This window comes from Aequorivita sublithincola DSM 14238, from assembly GCF_000265385.1.
GTDB classification, from domain to species: domain Bacteria; phylum Bacteroidota; class Bacteroidia; order Flavobacteriales; family Flavobacteriaceae; genus Aequorivita; species Aequorivita sublithincola.
This window is the reverse complement of sequence record NC_018013.1, coordinates 42028-64529: the sequence shown is the minus strand read 5'-3', so window position 1 is coordinate 64529 and position 22502 is coordinate 42028. Positions and strand designations below refer to the sequence as shown.

Below are 22502 nucleotides of genomic sequence, written 5' to 3'. Positions count from 1 at the left end.
ATTCGTATAAAGAATTTTAAACAGAAATATAAGCTTGAAAAATAATTCGTCTAATTTTCCTGAAAGTCATTTTGATACAATTATTATAGGCAGTGGCGTTGGCGGACTTACGGCAGCTATTATTTTGTCGCGTGCTGGCCAGAAAGTCTTAGTTTTAGAACAACACGACGTTCCCGGGGGTTGGTGCCACAGTTTTTATCTAAATGGACATCGTTTTACGCCAGGCGTTCATTATGTTGGGCTATTGGAAAAAGGGCAATCCACAGCAAAACTATATGAATCATTGGGGATTGCGGACGATCTTACTTTTTTCAGAATGAATCCTTCAGCATACGAGCACGCTTACATTGGTGAGGAACGTTTTAACTTTCCAGGAAATTTTGATGATTTGGTTTCGGCTTTGGTTGAAAAATTTCCAAAGGAAGAAAATAATATAAAAAAGTACTTAAACCTTGTCAGAACTGTAAGCTCCGAGCTACAAAAGCTTCCAAATGTTGAAGGATTTTGGCAACATCTCACTATTCCTTTTCGCACTAAGCATATGGGTAAGTATGCGCTATTTAGCTTAAAAAGAGTTATTGATTGGCATATTAAAGATCCATTGCTCAAAAAAATTCTCAATATTCAGTTTGGCGATCACGGGCTTGCTCCTGCAAAAGCGAGTTTCCCGTTGCATTGTGCAGTTATGGATCATTATTTTCACGGCGGTTTTTATCCTTGCGGCGGCGGCGGCGCGATTGTAAAGGCGATGACAACAGCAATCAAAAAGCATAATGGAATTGTAAAAACGCAGCAATCTGTTAAAAAAATCCTTTTAGAAGGAGGAAAGAAAAAAACCGTTATTGGCGTGGAATTGGAAAGCGGGGAGAAGTTGTTTGCAAAACAAGTCATTTCCAATGCAGATCCAAATATCACCTATCAAAAACTTATAGGTGAAGAAAACTTGAGTAAAAGCCTTCAGAAAAAATTAAATAGAACGAAGTATTCTTGCTCCTCTTTAATGCTTTTCCTTACTGTGGCTATGGATGTGAAAGCTGCCGGACTCGATTCTGGAAATATTTGGTTAATGCCAAACGAAGATATGGATAGGGTTTACGAGCGAATGATGATGCCAGATATAACAAATGATGAGGCAATTGAAGGAATGTTTGTTAGTTGCACAACCTTAAAAGATCCTTCTAGTTTTGACGGAAAACACCATAGTATTGAAGCGATCACATATCTAGATTATAAACTTTTTGAAAAATTTAAAGACGAAAAAGAACCTCGTTCCGAAGAATATCTTCAGTTTAAAGAATTGCTTACAGAGAAAATGATAAAAACTTTGGAGAAAGTATTACCTAATATTCGAGAACATATTGTTCATAAAGAATTGGGCACGCCTATCACGAACCAATATTACATAAATTCAACGGACGGAAGTGTTTATGGAACCGAAAAAAAACTAATGCAAATTGGGCCATTCGCATATAAAGCCAAAAGCGAAATAAAAAATCTCTATTTGTGCGGTGCCAGTATCGTAAGCCACGGAGTTGCAGGAGCTGGTTATTCGGGGCTACAGACTGCTGGAGAAATTTTGAATTTGAAGCAAAAGGACTTATTAAAAACGGAGACTGACCAATCAATAACAATCTTAGAAGCAGAGGATAATACGGATTATCCAGAATGGTTGAATAATAAGGTTGAAAGTAAAAAAAGAAAAGTTGAAAGTAACTAATTAATTGGCTTAACTGAATTTGATTACTCAAGATTTAATGACTAGAAGAAACGTTGCGATTTTAGTTTTTTAAAATAATTCTTGTTAAAATCATAATTTGTCAATAATAATACTATCTTTGCGGCTTATATTAATTATTTTATTTAAATACAATGAACAAAGGAACAGTAAAATTCTTCAACGACACTAAAGGATTTGGTTTTATCACTGAAGAAGGAACAAACAAAGAACATTTTGTACACGTTACAGGCCTAATCGACGAAGTTCGCGAAGGTGACGAAGTAGAATTTGATCTACAAGAAGGAAAAAAAGGATTGAATGCGGTAAACGTAAAAGTGCTTTAATACACACAATTTTTTTAAGACACAGCCTCCCAATTGGGAGGCTTTTTTTATGCTTTATTTATTCATAATGTTAAATAATTTATGAATTAACCTAAAATATTTGATTAATATGTAAGATTTTACTTTAAATTTATCACTTAAACCAATTCTATATTTAAAATGAAAAAATCTACATTAGTATTAATGATGTTGTGCTTGGCATCTCTTCCAATTTTGGCACAACAAAAAAACGCCGAAAAAGAGAAGGAAGCGGCGCAAAAGGCTATGGAGCAATGCACAATAACCTTAGCTACATTAATTCAGAATAAAAGTTCTGATTATGTGATTTCACAGGAAAGCACAAGTAAAAACAGCGGTGTTCGCCATATCTATTTACGGCAGGCCATCAATGGTTTGGAGGTTTTTGGAACTGAATCCAGCGTGCATTTCGATGTAACGGGAAGCGTTTTGATGGAGCACAACAAGTTTTTAAACGATGTGCAAGCTACGGTTAAAAATAGCTCGCAAGTCATTGATGCTCGTGCAGCCATTGTATCGGTTGCTAACCAAATGGGTTACAAGATTTCGAATCTTAACGAAGTAAAAAATATTGGCGGTATTAATAAAGCTGCCGTTTATAATAAGGCTGGAATCTCTCTGGTAAATATTCCTATTAAACTGATGTACTATTATAGAGAAGGATTAGGCACTCAACTGATTTGGGAACTTTCAATTGCCGAAACTACTTCATCTGATTGGTGGAATTTTAGAGTAGATGCTTCTAATGGAAAAATAATAGATAAAAACAATTGGACGGTTTCCTGTAATATTATGGATGGCCATAATGAACATTTCCACAGTGCAGAAGCGGTAAATATTTCACCAGCTGTTGGGCCACTTAACAAAAATGAAATTGTAAATAATAAGAGGGAAACTACGCAAACCTCTGTTTTCGAACTCTCCCCTGCGATGGTTGGAGGTTACAGAGTTTACGCAATGCCGGTAGAATCTCCTAACCATGGAGCACGTACTTTGCAAAATAATCCAGACAATCCAACAGCCTCTCCTTTTGGCTGGCACGATACTAATGGAGTCGCTGGTCCTGAATTTACAGTAACAACAGGTAATAACGTGGATGCTCATAAAGGTTCGGCACGTCCTGATGGAACGGCTTCTTTAATTTTCGATTTTCCTATTGATTTAAACCAGAACCCAGCTTCAAATACAGCTCCATATATTACTAATTTATTTTATTGGAACAATATTATTCACGACGTTCTTTACCAATATGGTTTTGATGAAGCCGGTGGTAACTTTCAAGAAAATAACTATGGAAATGGAGGCTTAGGTTCTGATAGCGTAAATGCCAATGCCCAGGCTTCTGGAGATTGTAATGCAAATTTTGGTACGCCTTCTGATGGTCAAAATCCTACAATGAATATGTTTTTATGCAGCAATTCAAATCCACCGCATGATGGTGATCTTGATGCTGGAGTTATAACTCATGAATATTGTCACGGCGTTTCTAACAGACTTACTGGAGGAGCGTTAAACACTAACTGTTTAAATAACACCGAGCAGATGGGAGAGGGTTGGAGTGATTTTTACGGATTATTGTTAACTATTGAACCAGGAGATACTGGTACGGATGCCCGTGGTGTAGGAACCTATTTGTTAGGCCAGCCTATAACAGGAAATGGTGTGAGAACAAAACGATATAGTACAGATTTCGCTGTGAACGACCATACTTACGATGATATCAAATCCGCAGTAGTTCCTCACGGAATCGGAGAAATTTGGGCTACAATGTTATGGGATGTAACTTGGGAAATTATAGCCACCGATGGTTTTAATCCAGATGTTTATAATGGTACAGGTGGAAACAATGTTGCATTAGCAATCGTTACCGAAGGCTTGAAATTACAACCTTGTAGTCCTGGTTTTGTAGATGGTCGAGATGCTATTTTAGCAGCAGATCAAGCATTGTATGGTGGTGCTCACGTTTGCGCCATTTGGGAAGCATTCGCAAGAAGAGGTTTAGGATTCAGTGCAAGTCAGGGTTCTTCTAGCAGTAAGACGGACGGAACTGAAGCTTTTGATTTACCTCCTAACTTTTCAAGTTTGAATGTTATAGATGAAGTATGCCTTTCTGATGGAATACAAACTGGTCTATCTGGAGGTTCTCCAGCAGGTGGCACTTATAGCGGTCCAGGTGTAACAGACAACGGCAACGGAACAACTTATACTTTTGACCCAGCTGTAGGTGGTCCTGGATTGGTAACTGTAACCTATATGGTTAACGACTTCTGTACTGGCGCGCCGACTACTTTAACGGACGATATTAATGTGACCAATAATCCTCCAGAAATTATATGTGTGGGTTCTGGTTTAATTCCTATGAACGGTTCACAAACCAGTACTGCAGGAGTTGCTATTCCTGATGGCAATTCAACCGGTGTTACAGTAACTATGAATGTTACCGAAGATGTTTCTATTACAGATTTGAATGTGAATGTGAACATAACTCATTCTTGGGTGGGAGATATTTCGGTTTCCATTAAATCGCCTTCTGGCACTACAGCTCTTATTATAGACAGACCAGGAAGAATCTCATCTGGATTTGGTTGTTCTGGAAATAACATAGTAGCTACGTTAGATGATGAAGCAGCTAACCCAGTGGAAGATGAATGTGAAAGTTCTGAGCCAACAATTAACGGTTCTTTTAGCCCTAACAATCCTTTATCAGTATTTGATGGGGAAAGCACCGTCGGTGTTTGGGAACTTAAGGTAATAGACAATGCAGGTGGAGACTCAGGTACTTTGAACACTTGGGGAATAGAATATGGTTATGAAGTTACCGCTGCCGTTCTAGACGTTACACTAGACGGAAATGGTGTTGCAACTGTAAATGCAGAAGATTTATTGTATGATATTGCTGTTGAATGTGGCGGATACACTGTTCTTGCTGGAAGTCCTTTGACGGCTACAGTAACTTTTACCTGTGCAGATATTGGAATAAATAACGTTCCAGTGCAGGCTACTAATGATAGTGGTGCAGCTGCCAACTGTGTGGCTATGGTAAACGTTATCAGCAGTGGAGGCGGAGGAGCTCTTAGCTGTCCAGGTAATATTTCTCAAGGTAATGATACTGGAATATGTGGTGCTGTAGTGGATTATACCGTTGTTTCGCCTGTAGGTTGTAGTGGTGGAACATTAACACAGACCTCAGGTTTGGCCAGTGGAAGTACTTTCCCAGTTGGAACTACTACAAATACATTTGAATATGACGATGGTGTAAACCCAGTACAATCTTGTTCTTTCGATATTACTATAAATGATACAGAACTACCAATACTAAGCTGTCCATTAGATCAAACGGTGATTGTTCCAACGGGTGGATTATATACTTTGCCAGATTACTTTGCTAATGGTGAAGCAACCGTGACAGACAATTGTACTGATCCAGTAACTAACACAACTCAGAATCCAGCACCTGGAACTCAACTTTCAGACGGTGTACATACCATTACATTTACTGCGCAAGATTTAAGTGGAAATACTGCAACGTGTACATTTGAACTTACCGTGACCATTTTGGTCGGAGTGGATAGTTTTGACTATAATTCCCTTAGTCTGCTACCAAATCCAGCAAAAGATAAGGTGGTTTTGGTAAATTCACAAAACCTTCAATTGGAGAAATTAAGTATTTATGATATCCGTGGAAGATTGATAACAACAATTAATCTTGAAAATATGACTTCTCAAGAGGATATTGATGTTTCTCAACTGGAATCTGCTACTTATTTTATTATGATTCAAGGTAAAGAAGGCCAAATAACCAAAAGGCTTATCAAGGAATAAATTTTAGTTTTCAATAAAAATAAAACCCTTCCAAAGTTATCTTGGAGGGGTTTTATGTTTTTATAAGCTACTGTTAAATAAAGTTATAAGAACAATTTAAAATTTAAAAAGTGCGTTCAAATAAAAACTCCTCAATTATGAAATTTTTGTTTTCAATAGTTATAGTTATCATTTTTACAGCTTGTTCTAGTAATGACGATACTGTTGAAGAAGCGCAACAGCCCAATTCCAACTACGTTATTCCAATAGGAAAAACTTTTGAATGGCGCTTAGATAGTCTTTCTAATAATTATACCACAGTTGCCGATGTTATAGATATTGATGCTTTTTCAGCAACACCAGAATTGGTAGCAAGTTTAAAAGCACAAGGAAAAACTGTAATAGCCTATCTTTCCGTTGGAAGCGTGGAAAACTATAGACCAGATGTGGATGATTTCCCCGAATCCGTGATAGGAAATGATTACGAAGGCTATCCAGATGAAAAGTGGTTGGACGTTCGGCAGATACAATTATTGGCTCCAATTATGGAAGCTAGATTCAATATGATAAAAACTAAAGGTTTTGACGGCATTGAACCAGACAATATGAACGGCTATCAAAACAATACAGGCTTTGATGTTTCTGAAGAAGATGCTATAGCCTATTCTCGTTGGTTGATTGAACAGGCACACAGTAGAAAGCTTTCAATCGGGCAAAAAAATTCTGAAGAACTGATTCCACGATTGTTTGATGAATTCGATTGGATTTTAACCGAGGATGCCTTTGTAGATGATTTTTACGAAGAACTAACACCATTTATAGCTGCAGGAAAAGCTGTCTTTTTAGTTGAATACACAGATAGAATTACTTTACAGAAATTTGAGGCAGAAGTTTGCCCTCGAGCTATTTCCAGAAATTATTCAGCAGTTTTGAAGAATAGAGATTTAACGAATGTAACTTTTTATTGTAACTAAAGAGTGGCAGCTTCTTTTTTGGCAATTTGAAATTCTTCAACCATATCTTTTAGAATCTGGGCTGCTGGTTTTATATTGTGAATAAGTCCTGCAATTTGTCCGATTTCCAATTCGCCTTCTTCCAAATCGCCTTCAAACATACCCCGTTTGGCTCTGGCCCGACCTAAATGATTTATTAGATCTTCTTTAGTAGGACTAGTAGTATAAAGCTGCATTATACTTTCGAAGAATTTATTTTTCAGCATTCGCACAGGTGCCAATTCTTTCAAAGTGAGATGTGTGTCTCCTTCTTTTGCATCAACCACCATTTGCTTAAAAGCAAGATGAGACGATGCTTCTTCCGAAGCAACAAAGCGGCTTCCAACTTGTACGCCGTCTGCGCCAAGAATCATTGCAGCTAGCATTCCTTGTCCTGTGGCAATTCCGCCAGCGGCTATTAAAGGCACCTTCAAGTGTTCTTTAACCATAGGAATTAAGGTGAAAGTTGTGGTTTCTTCGCGACCATTATGTCCGCCAGCTTCAAAGCCTTCAGCAACCACGGCATCAACGCCAGCTTCTTGTGCTTTTAATGCAAATTTCACACTGCTCGCAACATGAACAACGGTAATTCCGTGTTCTTTCAGTTTTGACGTATGCGTTTTTGGATTTCCTGCTGAGGTGAAAACTATTTTTACACCTTCTTCAATAATGATTTCTATTATCTCTTCAATATTAGGATAGAGCATTGGCACGTTTACACCGAATGGTTTATCTGTAGCTTTTTTGCATTTCTGAATATGCTCACGAATAATTTCAGGATACATGGAGCCTGCTCCCAAAAGTCCCAAACCACCAGAATTTGAAACAGCGGAGGCAAGTTGCCATCCGCTGTTCCAAATCATTCCGGCTTGAATTATAGGGTATTCAATATTAAAAAGTTTGGTAACCCTGTTTTTCACTACTCTTTTATAATTTTATAACTTGTTGTTTTACTGTTTGAAGTGATGGAAGCAATATACATTCCAGAAGAAAGTCCTGAAACATCAACGCTATTATTTAAGGTAGAGATATTTTTTTGAAGTATTCTTTCACCCAAAATGTTATAAATAGCAAATACAGCATTCTCTGCTGATTTTGGAAAAGAAATGTTTATTTGCGTTGAAACAGGGTTTGGATAAAGTGCAAAATTATTTTCTAGCATTTGATCTTCAACACCTATCATTAAAAGATTATTCAAAGCTTCACCAAAATCTGGGATACCATAACCATATTCATCTGTAGGATTGTTGTATCTATCTGCAGATTCGCGAATAGCCTGCATAATCACATCGTTTTTTAAATTTGGAACGGCGCTCCATAAGGAAGCCACAGCTCCAGCGGTAATTGGTGAGCTAAATGAAGTTCCACTTGAAGTAGTAACATTGCCATTTTGGCTAACAATTGCTGCATCCAAACCTTTTGCCATAACATCTGGTTTTATAACTCCTGCGGCGTTTGGTCCACGAGAGCTGAAAGAAACATAATTTTTCCCAGCATCAACAGCACCAATTGTAAATGAACCAGCCGCATCTGCAGGAGTTCCGACTTTTCCAAAACCATTTCCTTCATTTCCGGCGGAAGTAACAGGTATCATTCCTTTTTCAAAAGCAGCATTTGATCCTCTTGCTCCAATAGTGGTTAGTCCATCTAAATCTGCATAATCGTGATCGTAACTAGAATTATCAAAAGCTTGGTATCCTAAAGAAGTATTGGAAACATACACCCCTAAACTATCAGCACGTTCTTGGGCTTCTACCCAATATGCTTCTTCTGCTGGAGACTCCTCATTATCATCTTCCGTAATGAATAAATAATAGGATGCGCCTGGGGCAGTACCCACAAATTGTCCGTTCAAAAATCCGGCAGCATCGCTAAATGTTCCAGCTCCGTGGCTTCCTGTTCCATTTGGGCTTTCAACACGAGCAACGAAATCATAATAACCTTTTAATCTACCTTCATTTCTAAGATCTACATACGCAGGGTTTGTTAAAACACCTGGATACCCATTATCCATAAAAGCAACAATAATATCTTGACCAATATGATTGTTTTCGTGAAGATAATCCACGTTTATCATTTCGGTTTGGTTTCTAGCACTTCCGTAGTTGTATACAGGTCTTGATTGGTTTTCAATTTCAAATTTGTCTGTTTTGGTGAATTGTTTCCCACCTGTTGGTCGGTTTAAACTTTTATCAGCAAATTCAACGTCAATCACAAAAGGAAGGGTTAAAAGAGCATTGATAGTAGTTTCGGTTCCACGAACATATACTGCGTTTAACCATTTTGATTTAGCAAGTACTGTAATTCCAGAAGCAGCTTCAATTGCAGCTTTTTGGGTTTCGTTTAAAGGTACGTCGCGATCATCAATTGCAATACCTTGGGTGTTTTTTCTATCAATGGCCGCTTGGGTCAGAATAGTTATTGGAGCAGCCAAAGCTGCGGAAACCACGGCTGGATTTTTAGCTTCCAAATAGACAAGAGCGTCTTCAGTTTGAGCAAAACTGAAGGTTGAAACAAAAATAAGGAGTAATAGGGATAATTTTTTCATCATATATAATTTTTAAGAGATTACGCCACTTCCGAGTAATTCGGAACCGTTGTACCAAGCAACAAACTGGCCTTCGGTTATAGCGGATTGTGGGTTTTCAAATATAACATAAAGTCCCGAAACTGTGCGATGTAAAATCGCTTTTTCTAAAGTTTGTCTGTAACGAATACGCGCCAAGACTTCCATTTTTTCATTTTCGGCAAGTTTTAAGTCTTCACGAACCCAGTGTATTTCCTCATTTTTAACGAAAAGTCCGCGGCGATAAAGACCTGGATGGTCTTTGCCTTGGCCGGTGTATATTATGTTTTCTTCCACATCGGTATCTATTACAAAGAGCGGTTCTTTGGTTCCGCCAACGGCCAAACCTTTTCGTTGACCTTTGGTGAAATAGTGCGCTCCATGATGAATGCCCACTTGTTTACCATCTACTTTGGTATAAATTCTTTTAGTAGAAAGGTATTTGAACTTTTCTTCTTCGGAAGAAAATACTGGTTGACTTCTTTTATATTCTGAAAAGCTCGCTGGAACTTCCACAATAACACCATCTATTGGCGCTAATTTTTGTTGAAGAAATTCAGGAAGTCTCACTTTCCCGATGAAACACAAACCTTGTGAGTCGCGTTTCTCTGCAGTAATTAGGCCTTGTTCCGAAGCTATTTTTCGAACTTCGGGTTTAAGTAATTCACCAATAGGAAAAAGGGTTTTTGCAAGTTGCTCTTGCGAAAGTTGGCAGAGAAAGTAAGATTGGTCTTTGTTTGGATCTTTTCCAGCCAATAATTTATGAATTTCTTGACCATCTTTTTCAAAAGTGCCTTTCCTACAATAATGTCCTGTTGCCACAAAATCGGCTCCCAAGCTGAGAGCTATTTTCATAAAAACATCAAACTTTATTTCGCGATTGCAAAGTACGTCTGGGTTCGGAGTACGTCCCATTTGATATTCGCGAAACATATAATCAACGATTCGTTCTTTATATTCTTCGCTTAAATCTACAGTTTGAAAAGGAATATCGAGCTTTTCGGCTACAAGCATCGCGTCGTTACTATCTTCAAGCCACGGGCATTCATCTGAGATTGTTACGGTATCATCGTGCCAGTTCTTCATAAAAAGTCCGATAACGTCGTAGCCCTGCTCTTTTAAAAGATAGGCTGCAACGCTGGAATCTACACCACCGCTAAGTCCGACAACTACTCGTTTTTTCATAAAATTTAAGATTGCACAAAGATAAGAAGACTTTCTGTATTTAAAAGTCGGAGAATTGCTAGTTAACTTACCTTGAACGTTTTATTTTTTCTCGGTTTTCGGAAATGTTTCTTCCAAAGTTACCTTGCCATCTTTATAGTATTTCCAAAGTCCGTGCTTTTTTCCGTTTTTGTAAAAACCTTCAATTATCACTTTTCCGTATGCGTCATAGTATAAGGCTGGACCTTGCAATTCGTCATTTTTGTAAAGCAGTTTTTTCAATAAAACACCATCGGGAGAGTAGTAATTATCTTCGCCTTCTTTTATGCCCAAGACGTAATCAGTTTCTTCAGTAATTTTTCCGTTGGGGTAGTAGGTGGTTACTTTTCCGTCCAGTTTGTCGTTGGCGTAATTTTCTCTTATCATTACATCTTTGGACTTTTCGTGATAGTAAACCCATTCGCCAATGCGGTCTTTGCCTTTCATTTTTCCTTCACTGACCAATTTTCCTTTAATGGTGAAATATTTTACTTCAGCTAAACCATCCTTACCGCTGAAGTTTTTAGTTGCCATTGGTTGGGTCTTACACTCTTCACAATAAAATTTGAACTCGCCAATTTCCTTTCCATGTTCAAAAGTGCCTTCATAACGAAGTTGCTTGGTTCCATTAAAGTTTTTTTTCCATACTCCGTGACGTTTACCTTGAGCGTCCATTTGGTTGATTTCACTTTGGGAGAAAGCGTTAAGGGAGCTTAAAATTATTCCGAAGAAAAGGATAAAAGCAATTTTTTTCATAGTTGATAATTCATTTACCTAAAGTAAACGTTGCAATTTGTATTCTATTTTAAACGCTGAAAGGGTTCAAAATCCTTTCAGCGTTTAGTTGTATTTATTCAATAATTTTTTTGGCAACACTAAAAAAGAGTTATTTCCTCTTTTTCTGCTCTTCAGCTTGTTCCATCATTTCAGACATTTTGCGCTGAAATTTGTTCTGTTTTTTCGGCTGTGCTTTTTTCACCTGAATTTTAGCGTGAATTTTGTTTTCATCAATAATGAAATTTTTAATCACAAGCATAATTCCAATAGTAATTAAGTTTGAAACGAAATAGTACAATGAAAGTCCACTCGCGTAGTTGTTGAAGAATATCAACATAAACAATGGCGAAAGATACATTATGAATTTCATGTTCGGCATTCCAGGTGTTTGGTTCTGTTGCATGCTTTGGCCCGTGGTCATCATCATATAAATGAAGATGGCGATGGATGCCAAAATAGGAAACAAACTAACGTGATCGCCATAAAATGGAATAGGAAAAGGTAGTTCTGCTATGGTGTCATAACTGGAAAGATCATCTGCCCAAAGGAAACTTTTCTGCCTTAAATCAAAGGCCGAAGGGAAAAATGTAAACAACGCATAAAACACCGGAATTTGCAATATGGCCGGCAAACAACCCTTGAGCGGACTGGCGCCGGCAGAGTTTTGCAGCTTCATAGTTTCCTGCTGAATTTTAAGTTTATTGTCTTTGTACTTTTCTTTTATTTCGTCCATTTCAGGTTTTAAAACCTTCATTTTTGCTTGCGCTAAGTATTGTTTGTACTGAACTGGCGACAACAATAATTTTATTAAAATGGTTAAAACGATAATCGCAATTCCCGCAGGTAAAAAGTCTGATAAGAAAGCGAATAACGGAATGATGATGTATTTGTTTATGATCCCAAAAATACCCCAACCCAGCGGCATCGCTTCATCTAGATTACGGTCGTATTTTTTGAAAATTTGATAGTCCGATGGGCCGTAATACATATTCATATTGTATGACAATGCCCCGCCTTTAGGCTCTAAAAGTATTTTTGCACCGTACTGTTTGGTGAAAGTTGTATCTACTTCTTCGTCGTGTACAAGGTTTTCAGAGGTTAGTTTTACTTCTTTAAAAGGAGTGTCGGTAAGTAGCATGGAGCTGAAGAAATGCTGGCGGAAGTTCATCCAAGTAACATCTTTTTCCAATTCGTCATCGTCGCCTGAAGGTGAAAGTTTTGAATGTTTTTCGTCTTCATATTCATATGTTAAGCGCGAGTAACGGTTTTCATACTGAATACTTTTTGCGTGGCGATACCCCTTCAGCTTCCAATCTAAATACATTGGTTGCGAAGTGTTAATAACACCGTCTAATCCTTGACTATTGATGCTGAAATCCATCATATATTCTCCAGGATGCAATGTATATCGGTATTCAATGTAACCAGACTCAGAAGTTTTGAGTTTCATGGAAAGCACTTGGTCTTCGCCATTTTTGCTCAAAGTAGGTTCAAAGAATAAATCTTGGGAATTTAAAGTTCTATTTTCTGCTGAAAATTGAAGATCTAATGAAGCGTTTCCATCTTTAATTAAATAGACAGGTACAGAATCATATTTATGGAAATTCTTTAAAAGTGCTTCGGTAATATAACCTCCTTTGTTGCTAATTTTCAGCATTAACACATCGTTTTCTAAAACAGTAGTGCCATCAGTTGCTGAAGGAAGTGTTCCAGAATATGCGAAAGAACCCAGCTTATTTTTCAACTGTTCCAAAGCTAAAGAATCACCCGGTTTTACAGCATCCATCGTGTCTGAAGTTGCTTGCGCGAGTGTTATGTCTTGCTTGGTTTTTTCTGAAGTGGCTTTTTCTGCTGCGGCGGCTTCTGTCTTTGCTTTTTCTGCTTGAAGTTCTTCCTCGCTTGGTTTGTTAAGGTATAGCATCCAGATTAGGATTCCACCAATTAATAAAAAACCTATGAGTGAGTTAATGTCGAATTTCTTTTGTTCCATCTTTTATTGCTTCTTTTGAACTATTTCAAAAGTGGTTTATCGTTAATTTTGTTTGGCAGGTCAATAATCCCGCCTTTTTTTGCTTTACGCCAAATTGTCTTATTTTCTGTTTTCAGCGTGATCGTGTACCGCTTTCACAAAAGCCACAAAAAGTGGATGCGGATTGGCAACGGTACTTTTGTATTCTGGGTGATATTGCACGCCAACAAACCAAGGGTGACTTGGTATTTCCACAATTTCCACAAGACCTGTATCAGGATTTATGCCTGTAGCAACAAGTCCCGCAGCTTCAAGTTGCTCGCGATATTTGTTGTTGAATTCATATCTGTGGCGGTGTCTTTCGTTTATAGTCCTAGATTTATACACTTTACTTACAATACTACCTTCTTTCAAATCACATTTCCAAGAACCAAGACGCATAGTACCGCCCTTATCGGTAATGTTTTTTTGATCTTCCATAATACTTATTACTGGATTTTTGGTTGCTGGATTCATTTCTGTGCTGTTTGCGTCCTTCAATTTCAGAACGTTTCTTGCGAATTCTATTACTGCCATTTGCATTCCGAGACAAATTCCTAAGAAAGGTAAATTGTTTTCTCTGGCGTATTGTACGGCTGCAACCTTTCCTTCAATACCGCGCTCTCCAAAACCTGGAGCGACTAAAATTCCGTCAAGTTTTGATAGTTTTTTGCCTATGGTTTTTGCGTTTATATGTTCGGAATGAATAAATTCCAATTTCACTTTTACCTCGTTTTCTGCGCCAGCGTGGATGAAAGATTCAAGAATGGATTTATAGCTGTCCTGCAACTCCACATATTTTCCGATTAGGCCAATATGAACTTCGCCTTTTGGATTTTTATGTCTTTGAAGGAATTTATTCCACTTTTTTAAATCTGGTTTCTTTGAGTTTTTCAGATTTAATTTCTGAAGTGTAACGGTGTCCAAACCTTCTTCAAGCATCATATTCGGCACGTCGTAAATGGTGGAAGCATCAATAGATTGAATAACTGCTTCTTGCTTTACGTTGCAAAAAAGGGCAAGCTTTCTTCTTAAGTCGTCCGAAAGTTCGTGTTCTGTTCTACAAACCAAAATATCTGCGCGAATTCCGCTTTCCATTAAGGTTTTTACAGAGTGTTGGGTGGGTTTTGTTTTCAATTCGCCCGCGGCAGAAAGATAGGGGACCAATGTTAGGTGAATTACCAAGGCATTGTCATCGCCCATTTCCCACTTCATTTGGCGCACGGCTTCAATATATGGCAACGACTCAATATCGCCCACGGTACCGCCAATTTCAGTTATAATTATATCGTAATCGCCAGTATTTCCTAGCAATTGTACGCGTTCTTTAATTTCGTTTGTGATGTGAGGAATAACCTGTACGGTTTTACCTAAAAACTCGCCACGACGTTCCTTTTCAATCACACTTTGATAAATGCGACCGGTTGTAACGTTGTTGGCTTGTGAAGTAGTTACGTTCAGAAAACGCTCGTAGTGACCTAAATCTAGATCAGTTTCGGCGCCATCATCGGTAACATAACACTCGCCGTGCTCGTACGGATTTAGCGTTCCCGGATCTACATTTATGTATGGATCCAATTTTTGAATAGTAACGCGGTAACCTCTAGCTTGTAATAACTTAGCTAGCGATGCTGCGATAATTCCTTTACCTAAAGATGATGAAACCCCGCCCGTAACGAAGATGTATTTTGTAGTGCTCATGAATGCCTTTGCTGAAATGACTATACGGGATGCAAAGGTACATTTTTATTGCAGAAAGCGGGAAATGATACTAGTTAATTGTTAACAGTTAATTGAAGTTTAAATGATTTATTCTTTTCAAAGTTTTTGACCAACGATTAATGTATTTGTACCGTTCACTTTTGGGAGTATTCGGAACTCAAAATCTTTTCCAAAATTGGAGGTTAAGGTTTCAATAGTTTTGGATTTTTCATTGAGATTTATTCCAACATTGAAAATTAAAGCTCCGTTTTTCTGAAGAAGTCTTGCTGTATTTTCACAAAATTCTTTTCCATAAAAGATAGGAGGGACGTTGGTGTCTATGAAGAGATCAATGATTATAAGTTGAAATTTCTCGTTGGAAGTTTTCACGAATTGAAACGCATCACCTTCAATAATTTGAAGATTTTTTGAAGAGGAAATTCCAAATTCTTCCATTGCTAGTTTTATGATTGCGGGATCAATTTCTAAAGCGACTATTTTTTTTGTGTATTCAAAAGTATTTCGAAGCGAATGAATTATGCTTCCTCCGCCCATTCCTAGTAGCAAGAGGTTTTCAACATTCTTTAAATTGACTTTTGTGAGTCCAATTTCCAGTATTTTTTGAAGTGAACCGTAGGAATAGTTTGCGTTTTCGGTGTCTAAAACTTTTTTACCGTTAACGTAGGTCACTTCCAAAGTACCATTTATTTCAGAAGAGAAATGTCTAGTAGTTGGCCAAATATAGCTGAGAATTTTTTTCAGTTGAATTCAAGTTTAAGTTAAATAACCTTTGAATGATATTGGTTAACCGCAAACATTTAAGGTTACTGAGCGAAGTCGAAGTACTACTTCTTTATTAATTTCTGAACCAATCCTTCAAGTCCGTTCAATTTCAGTTCATACATTTCGGCCATCATACGGCCCAATTTACCTTCTGGAAAACCTTTTTGTTTGAACCATACAAAATAATATTCAGGAATATTGGCTAAATAACGACCTTCGTATTTTCCGAAAGGCATTTTGTAGTTTGCCAATTCTATTAAGTGGTTTGGGTCTGGGCTACTTCCAAGATTCATAATCGGCGAGTTGTTGGGCGATGTATGTTTGCCAGAATGCTTCCTTGGCTTCGTTTCGAGAATGGTCGGTTTCAGCATCAAACTTGGTTTGCATTGCACGTCTATTTTGCTCTACTTTTTGATAGATTGCTTCAATTACCGGCTTCACATTTTTAGTAAATTTTTTACCAGCAATATTCTTCCGAAGCATTCTGGCGTGTAATTCTGAAATATCAAAATGGGCTTGTTCGTGTTTTAAAATATGAGGATTCACTCTATTGGGAATATACCAAGAACCTTCAGGAGTAAAAAAACTTTCAACGGAATATTCTACATCTGTTACCCCATTTTTTGTGGAGTAAGAATAATGAAAGCTGATTCCAGAATTTGTGGTAGCTACAAAACTTGCGCTGGCATTGGGTTTTCCGCGAAAATCTTCCCAACTGAGTTTTTGGTTTTCATTCCAAATTATTTTTTCTGAAATGTTCTGTGGAAAAAATATTAAAGAGAATATAAAGGTGAAAAGTAGTTTCATAATATAGTACAATCAAAAATACTACCAGTTTTTTTTGAGGGCATTGACTGCCAACTTATATATTTTTAATTCGTGTATTCGTGGTGGGTGTTTTTACCACGAATACACTAATTATTTTTTTAATTTTAATGCACGCGATAAATCGCGAGCCTACATTTTCACTCCCAATTAAATGTAATTACTTTTTCAATATCTGGATGCAGACTGAAAAGTACTGGACAGGTTCTACCAGTGTTTTCAAGAATCTTTCTAGATTTATCATCTATTCCGGCAGGGAAATTTAGGACTATTTCAATTTTTGAAATTCGGCGTGGATCCGCTGCCATAGTTTTTGTAACCATCGCTGTAGTGCCGTTCATATTCACTTGCATGTCCCGCGCTTTGATTCCCATAACGGTAATCATACAGTTCGCAAGTCCCGTTGCCACTGTGTCTGTGGGTGAAAATGCTTCGCCTTTTCCATTGTTGTCGGTTGGGGCATCGGTTATAAATTTGTTTCCAGAATTAAGGTGTTCGTTCTCTGTGCGGAGGTTTCCGAGGTATGTTACTTTAGATGTGCTCATTCTACTACTTCAAATTTAAGGTCCTTGTTGTATTTCAAAATATAAGCGGCTTCGTTGGAATACCCTCTTGTTTTTGAAGGTTCATATCTGAATTTATTTTCAATATAAACCGTTTCATTTTCGGGAAGAATTGCGTCATAAATATCTTTTTCTGAAGCCAAACGAAGCAATACATCATACGTTACATCAAAACCGCGAATGGCGTATCTGTTAGGAAGTACACCATATTTATTTTTATAGCTAATTAAAAATGGTTCGCGATCATCCTCAGAAATGTTTCGGTTTACAGATGGAAAGGTGAAGTTCAATTTTGCTAAGCGTGTGCTTGAAACTTCGTGCCATTCATACGCTTCATTTTTGTTTAAAGTGAACAAGCGCAACTTATAACTGGCCGAACTTGCTGCCAAAACATTTACCGCACTACTTACTAAAACAGGGTTTTCAGATTCAAGAATTACCCAGTTTTCCACTCCTTCTGAAGCTATGGATGAAATGTCACTTGCTTGAATATAACCGCTTCCTCTAGGAGTAACAGTTTTTGCTGTTGGAATGGCTGCCAGAATCATGTCTTTTTGTCTGGCACTTTTTGAGTCTGAAATGATGATAATATTTTTGTTTGAAGCGTTTTCTTTTATGTATCGAATCATCGTTTTTTGAAGCACAGCATCTGTGGGAAGCGTTTGGAAAAAGTTATCGTTCATAGCCATATCTCGATTGCTCAATGGCGAAAAGACTGGAATCTTTTCATCATTCAAAAGTTCTGAAGCTTTTTCAACATTTTTTTGAAGCAGCGGTCCAATCACGGCATCCACGTTTTTGAATTCACTTTTTGAAATTATTGAAGCAACTTTGCTATCACTTCTTTCAGTGTCGTAAACATTTAGGGTAACTGAAATTCCTTTGTTTTTGGCAAATTCAGCAGCCATCAATGCGCCGCTGTAAAAATCCAAAGCCACGCGAAGGGTTGGATCTTTTTTAAGTAAATCAGTATCGTTGTTTGTAGAATCGCTCGCACTTCGCATTAAACGGAAAGGAAGCATCAAGGCAACGGTTTTCATATTTTTGTACTCAATCTTCTTTTCAAGATTAATTATTGAAATATCGTCCTTTGAAATTGTGCTTTCTTCTTTTGGCAATTTCAGAACCATTCCTTCTTTCAAACCGTCTTTAGCATAAGGATTTAAGGCAATGATTTCTTCTTCAGAAAGACCAAATTTTTCTTTCAATCTGTAAAATCCTTCCTTGGGTTTAACTTCATAATATTGAAAGTTGTTATCGTCAATTTCAGCATTTTCAATTACAGATTTATTAGGAACTATTATAGTTGCTCCAACTTTAAGACTTTCGCCCAAATATGGGTTTAGATTTTCTAATTCTGCAATTGAAATTCCAAATTTTCTGGCTATGCCGAACTTAGTTTCTTTAGCTTGTACAGTATATTTTTGGGTTCTGGCTAATGTGCCTCCAGTATTATTAGTGTTATCTGAAGCTGCAGGAATCAGCAATCGCTCTCCGTTACGAAGGCCACGGGAATACAATTCTTTATTTAACTTTTTGATATCGTCAACACTAACATTGTAAAGCTGTGCAATTCCGTAAAGGGTTTCTTGCTTTTTAACTTTGTGATCGCGGTAGTTATTTTTGTTTGTTCCAGAGCTAATAGCGTTATTGGAAGGGATTATCAACACACTGTTTACCTTCAAATCATTTCGAGAATCTGGATTCAGGTTGTAAATGGTTTCTTCAGAAATATTATATTGCTTTGCAATACTGTAGACCGTTTCACCTTTTTGAACAGCGTGACTTTTGTATTGTTGTTGCGCTGCGGAACCACAACTAACCATAAAAAGTAGGGTAACCGAAACGTATATTAAACATTTCAACATAGGAATAATCGATTTTTTAAGTTTGTCAAACATAGTCTTGTTTTTTTATTCCCACTCAATGGTGGCTGGCGGTTTAGAGCTGATGTCATAGACTACTCTATTAACGCCTTTCACGCGGTTTATTATATGGTTGCTCACTTCTTGCAGAAATTCATAAGGAAGGTTTACCCAATCTGCCGTCATTCCGTCTGTGGATTCTACGGCTCTTAAGGCCACAACTTTTTCATAAGTTCTTTCGTCGCCCATAACGCCAACGCTGTTCACTGGAAGTAAAATTGCTCCGGCTTGCCAAACTTTGTCGTAAAGGTCCCACTTTTTTAAACCGTTGATAAAGATAGCGTCAACCTCTTGTAATATACGAACTTTTTCGGCCGTAATATCGCCTAAAATACGGATTGCCAAACCAGGTCCTGGAAAAGGATGTCTGCCTAATAACTCTGCATCAATGCCCATTTCTTTTCCAACGCGTCGCACTTCATCTTTAAAAAGCATACGCAGCGGTTCCACGATTTTGAGTTTCATGAAATCTGGCAAACCACCTACGTTGTGGTGACTTTTTATAGTTACCGAAGGTCCGTTAACCGAAACGCTTTCAATAACGTCTGGATAAATAGTTCCTTGTCCTAGCCAATCCACGCCAGTTAACTGATGCGCTTCATCATCAAAAACTTCGATAAAAGCGTTTCCAATGGCTTTGCGTTTTCTTTCGGGGTCGCTTTCACCTTTCAATGCGTTCAAAAAACGTTCAGAAGCGTTAACGCCTTTCACGTTAAGTCCCATATCTTTATATTGGTGAAGTACACTATCAAATTCATCTTTACGAAGTAGTCCGTTATTAACAAAGATGCAGTACAGATTTTTGCCGATGGCTTTGTTTAAAAGAATTGCTGCTACGGTAGAATCTACTCCGCCACTTAAACCAAGAACAACTTTGCCGTCGCCAATTTGCTCTTTCAAACTGTCAACGGTAGTTTCAACAAAAGCTGCGGGCGTCCATGTTTGTGGAACCTCTGCGATGTTTACTAAGAAATTTTTAAGCAATTGCGCACCGTGAGTTGTATGGTAAACTTCTGGGTGGAATTGGATTGCGTATGTTTCTTCGCCATCAATTCTATAAGCAGCATTCACCACATCATCCGTACTCGCCAAACGCACTCCGTTTTTGGGAAGTTGCGCAATGGTATCACTATGACTCATCCAAACGTTTGTATTTTCGGGAATATCCTTAAAGAATTCCTCTCCAGATTTTATCATTGAAAGTTTCGCCCTGCCGTATTCACGAATGTTTGAAGGTTCCACGCTTCCGCCGTTAAAGTGCGCCAAATATTGCGCGCCATAACAAACTGCTAAAAGTGGTTTATGACCTTTAATCTGTGAAAGGTCTGGATGCGGTGCATCTTCCGCGCGAACGGAAAACGGACTGCCGGAAAGTATAACTGCCTTAAAAGGATCCAAGTTTTCTGGAATGTGGTGGTATGGATGAATTTCGCAGTAAATGTTCAGTTCCCGCACGCGTCTAGCGATAAGTTGAGTGTACTGCGAGCCAAAATCTAATATGAGGACGTTGTTTTGCATAGGCAAAAATACTTTTTTAATTATGAATTAGAAATTGAAAGTTTAGAATTTTAATGGTTGTAAAACCTAACAGGTCTTAGAGACCTGTTAGGTTTGGAATCGAGAAAATAATCACAATTCCAAAACAGTAAAATTACTATCCAAGGGATCCAAATTTTCTTTCAAAACATCTAGCAATTCTTCTCCAAATTCTAAATAGAATTCTGAAAAATTAAGCTGTCGTTCTTGCAAGCTTTGGTTTGGAAATAGTTGGTTTTGAATATTTTTTAATCGCTCAATTTCTTCGGAATGGTTTCGTTTTTGAGCTTTCAACAATCGTTTTTCAAGGTTTTCTAAACCATTTAATTGCTTTTTTTCTTGAGCACCAACGGCTCCAAGAAATGAAACATCGGTCTTTTCAGCTAAAAGATATAAATCCTTAAACTGCTTTTTTAGAAACTCTTTCTGTTTTGAAAAATCTATTTTAAGTTTTGAGATTTTGTAAGTGTGTTTCGTAATCAATTCGTGCTGCGGAAGAAATAATTCTTCAATTCCGGTGTTTAAGTTTTTAAGTTTTTCTGAAAGATTCTTTGGAACTAAAAGCGCGGAATTTCGCAATAAAAGTATTGGGAAAGGAATCTGAACTGCTTCAAAATAATCCTTTAACTGAAACCAATACGCCAACTCGCCGCCGCCGCCAATGTAACAGAGATTGGGTAAAATTTCTTCCTGATAGAGTGGTCTCAACAAAGCATTTGGTGATAAGCGCTCTGGATATTCGTGTAATTCTTTTAAAATTTCTTCTTTTGAAAAAGAAATGTTGGTTTCATTTATATAAAATCGTTCATCTTTTTCAATGATACGTTCTCGAAGGTTTTCTTTTAGGTAAAACAAATTGATTTCTCGTGGGTGAACTTGTTCAGAAAAACCCAAATTAGTTAGTTTTTCAGTAGTTTCAGAAACTTTTTTGAAGCTTAGGTTTTCAGTTAACTCCTTTTCGGCATAAGGAATGAAACATTTTTTTAGTTCAGGATCATTTCCATCTAAAATCACTAAACCGTGGTGGTAAAATAGACAATTGGCCAAAAAGCGTGTTGCATCAGCAAGATTGGTGTGCTTTGTGTAGGCATCCTTAAAATAACCTATCAATTTTTTAGCGTTTTCACTTTCGCCGAATTCCTTTTTTAGTTGTTCTTTCACTTCCTTCAAACCTTCTGTGGAAAGCTCGCCAACGGCACCAGAAGTATTTCTGTTCCATTTTACTTTTTTTCCGAAGAGATTAAAATAATTTATTTCTTCAAAATCATGATCTTCCGAAGCCATCCAGTATATAGGTACAAAATGGTTTTTATGGTACTTATTATTGAGTTGTTCGCATAGATTTATTGTTGAGAATATTTTATATAAAAAGTACAAAGGTCCAGTAAAAAGATTGAGCTGATGTCCCGTTGTTATTGTAAACGTGGTGTGCTCTTTCAGCAAATCAATATTGCTCAGCGTAGATTGTGAGATAGAATTATCGCCATATTGAAACATGATTCGTTTTGCCAACAAATGTCGTTTCTCTTCCGTGAAATTCTTTTGTTTTTCGTCTAGTTGCTTTTTGAAATTCTCCAAGTTTGGAAAGCGATTGTAAAACGGTTTTAAGTTCTCATCTTCTGCGAGATAATCACACATGAGCTTAGAGAAATAACCTGTGTTTTGATAGGGAATGGAATGGGTTGGCATAGATTCTTTAGAAAAATTCAAACAAAAATAACCGTTTTAAACGGGTCGCAGGTT

17 protein-coding genes are annotated in these 22502 nt (G+C 37.5%); 4 read left to right on the top strand and 13 right to left on the bottom strand.

Features of this window, described 5'->3' with window-relative positions; all coding sequences use genetic code 11:
• Positions 1-34 precede the first annotated feature (34 nt).
• From AEQSU_RS00270 to AEQSU_RS00255, 4 genes are all read left to right on the top strand, one after another.
• Positions 35-1717: a phytoene desaturase family protein gene (locus AEQSU_RS00270; protein WP_014780845.1), complete on the top strand. Its 1683-nt coding sequence runs from the start codon at positions 35-37 to the stop codon at positions 1715-1717.
• 152 nt (positions 1718-1869) lie between these two features.
• Entirely contained in the window at positions 1870-2061 is a 192-nt protein-coding gene (locus AEQSU_RS00265) for a cold-shock protein (protein ID WP_014780844.1), read from the top strand.
• Positions 2062-2220: 159 nt separating this feature from the next.
• Positions 2221-5901 carry a M36 family metallopeptidase gene (locus AEQSU_RS16025; RefSeq protein WP_157429229.1) on the top strand — a complete coding sequence of 1227 codons (3681 nt, stop codon included), beginning with the start codon at positions 2221-2223 and terminating at the stop codon, positions 5899-5901.
• A gap of 137 nt (positions 5902-6038) precedes the next feature.
• Positions 6039-6854, top strand: a complete 816-nt coding sequence (locus tag AEQSU_RS00255; RefSeq protein WP_014780842.1) for an endo alpha-1,4 polygalactosaminidase — start codon at positions 6039-6041, stop codon at positions 6852-6854.
• On the opposite strand, the gene AEQSU_RS00250 is transcribed toward AEQSU_RS00255, so the two are convergent.
• The 13 genes from AEQSU_RS00250 to bshC all read right to left on the bottom strand — a co-directional run bounded on the left by AEQSU_RS00250 (position 6851) and on the right by bshC (position 22448).
• On the bottom strand, positions 6851-7792 hold the full coding sequence (locus AEQSU_RS00250; protein ID WP_014780841.1) for an NAD(P)H-dependent flavin oxidoreductase: 942 nt from the start codon (positions 7790-7792) through the stop codon (positions 6851-6853). The two genes, AEQSU_RS00255 and AEQSU_RS00250, sit on opposite strands and share 4 nt — an antisense overlap.
• Positions 7792-9423 carry a S8 family peptidase gene (locus AEQSU_RS00245; RefSeq protein ID WP_014780840.1) on the bottom strand — a complete coding sequence of 544 codons (1632 nt, stop codon included), beginning with the start codon at positions 9421-9423 and terminating at the stop codon, positions 7792-7794. The genes AEQSU_RS00250 and AEQSU_RS00245 overlap by 1 nt, the downstream gene beginning before the upstream one ends.
• 9 nt (positions 9424-9432) lie before the next feature.
• The gene (gene mnmA, locus AEQSU_RS00240; protein ID WP_014780839.1) at positions 9433-10623 is read right to left on the bottom strand and encodes a tRNA 2-thiouridine(34) synthase MnmA; all 1191 of its coding nucleotides are present in this window, start codon (positions 10621-10623) and stop codon (positions 9433-9435) included.
• Positions 10624-10704: 81 nt separating this feature from the next.
• On the bottom strand, positions 10705-11397 hold the full coding sequence (locus tag AEQSU_RS00235) for a toxin-antitoxin system YwqK family antitoxin (protein ID WP_014780838.1): 693 nt from the start codon (positions 11395-11397) through the stop codon (positions 10705-10707).
• A gap of 130 nt (positions 11398-11527) precedes the next feature.
• Entirely contained in the window at positions 11528-13408 is a 1881-nt protein-coding gene (gene yidC / locus AEQSU_RS00230; protein WP_014780837.1) for a membrane protein insertase YidC, read from the bottom strand.
• 99 nt (positions 13409-13507) lie between these two features.
• On the bottom strand, positions 13508-15127 hold the full coding sequence (locus AEQSU_RS00225; protein WP_014780836.1) for a CTP synthase: 1620 nt from the start codon (positions 15125-15127) through the stop codon (positions 13508-13510).
• A 117-nt stretch (positions 15128-15244) separates the two neighbouring features.
• Positions 15245-15817, bottom strand: coding sequence for a spermidine synthase (locus AEQSU_RS00220; RefSeq protein ID WP_245529154.1), 573 nt, complete (start codon positions 15815-15817; stop codon positions 15245-15247).
• A gap of 155 nt (positions 15818-15972) precedes the next feature.
• The gene (locus tag AEQSU_RS00215) at positions 15973-16203 is read right to left on the bottom strand and encodes a DUF3820 family protein (RefSeq protein WP_014780834.1); all 231 of its coding nucleotides are present in this window, start codon (positions 16201-16203) and stop codon (positions 15973-15975) included.
• Positions 16187-16717 (bottom strand): DUF922 domain-containing protein, encoded by a 531-nt coding sequence (locus tag AEQSU_RS00210; RefSeq protein WP_014780833.1) that lies wholly within the window; start codon positions 16715-16717, stop codon positions 16187-16189. The genes AEQSU_RS00215 and AEQSU_RS00210 overlap by 17 nt, the downstream gene beginning before the upstream one ends.
• Before the next feature lie 158 nt (positions 16718-16875).
• Positions 16876-17280 (bottom strand): OsmC family protein, encoded by a 405-nt coding sequence (locus AEQSU_RS00205; RefSeq protein ID WP_014780832.1) that lies wholly within the window; start codon positions 17278-17280, stop codon positions 16876-16878.
• On the bottom strand, positions 17277-19199 hold the full coding sequence (locus AEQSU_RS00200) for a LysM peptidoglycan-binding domain-containing protein (protein ID WP_014780831.1): 1923 nt from the start codon (positions 19197-19199) through the stop codon (positions 17277-17279). The genes AEQSU_RS00205 and AEQSU_RS00200 overlap by 4 nt, the downstream gene beginning before the upstream one ends.
• Before the next feature lie 12 nt (positions 19200-19211).
• Positions 19212-20741 (bottom strand): glutamine-hydrolyzing GMP synthase, encoded by a 1530-nt coding sequence (guaA, locus tag AEQSU_RS00195; RefSeq protein WP_014780830.1) that lies wholly within the window; start codon positions 20739-20741, stop codon positions 19212-19214.
• A 111-nt stretch (positions 20742-20852) separates the two neighbouring features.
• The gene (gene bshC / locus AEQSU_RS00190) at positions 20853-22448 is read right to left on the bottom strand and encodes a bacillithiol biosynthesis cysteine-adding enzyme BshC (RefSeq protein WP_014780829.1); all 1596 of its coding nucleotides are present in this window, start codon (positions 22446-22448) and stop codon (positions 20853-20855) included.
• Between the last annotated feature and the right edge of the window lie 54 nt (positions 22449-22502).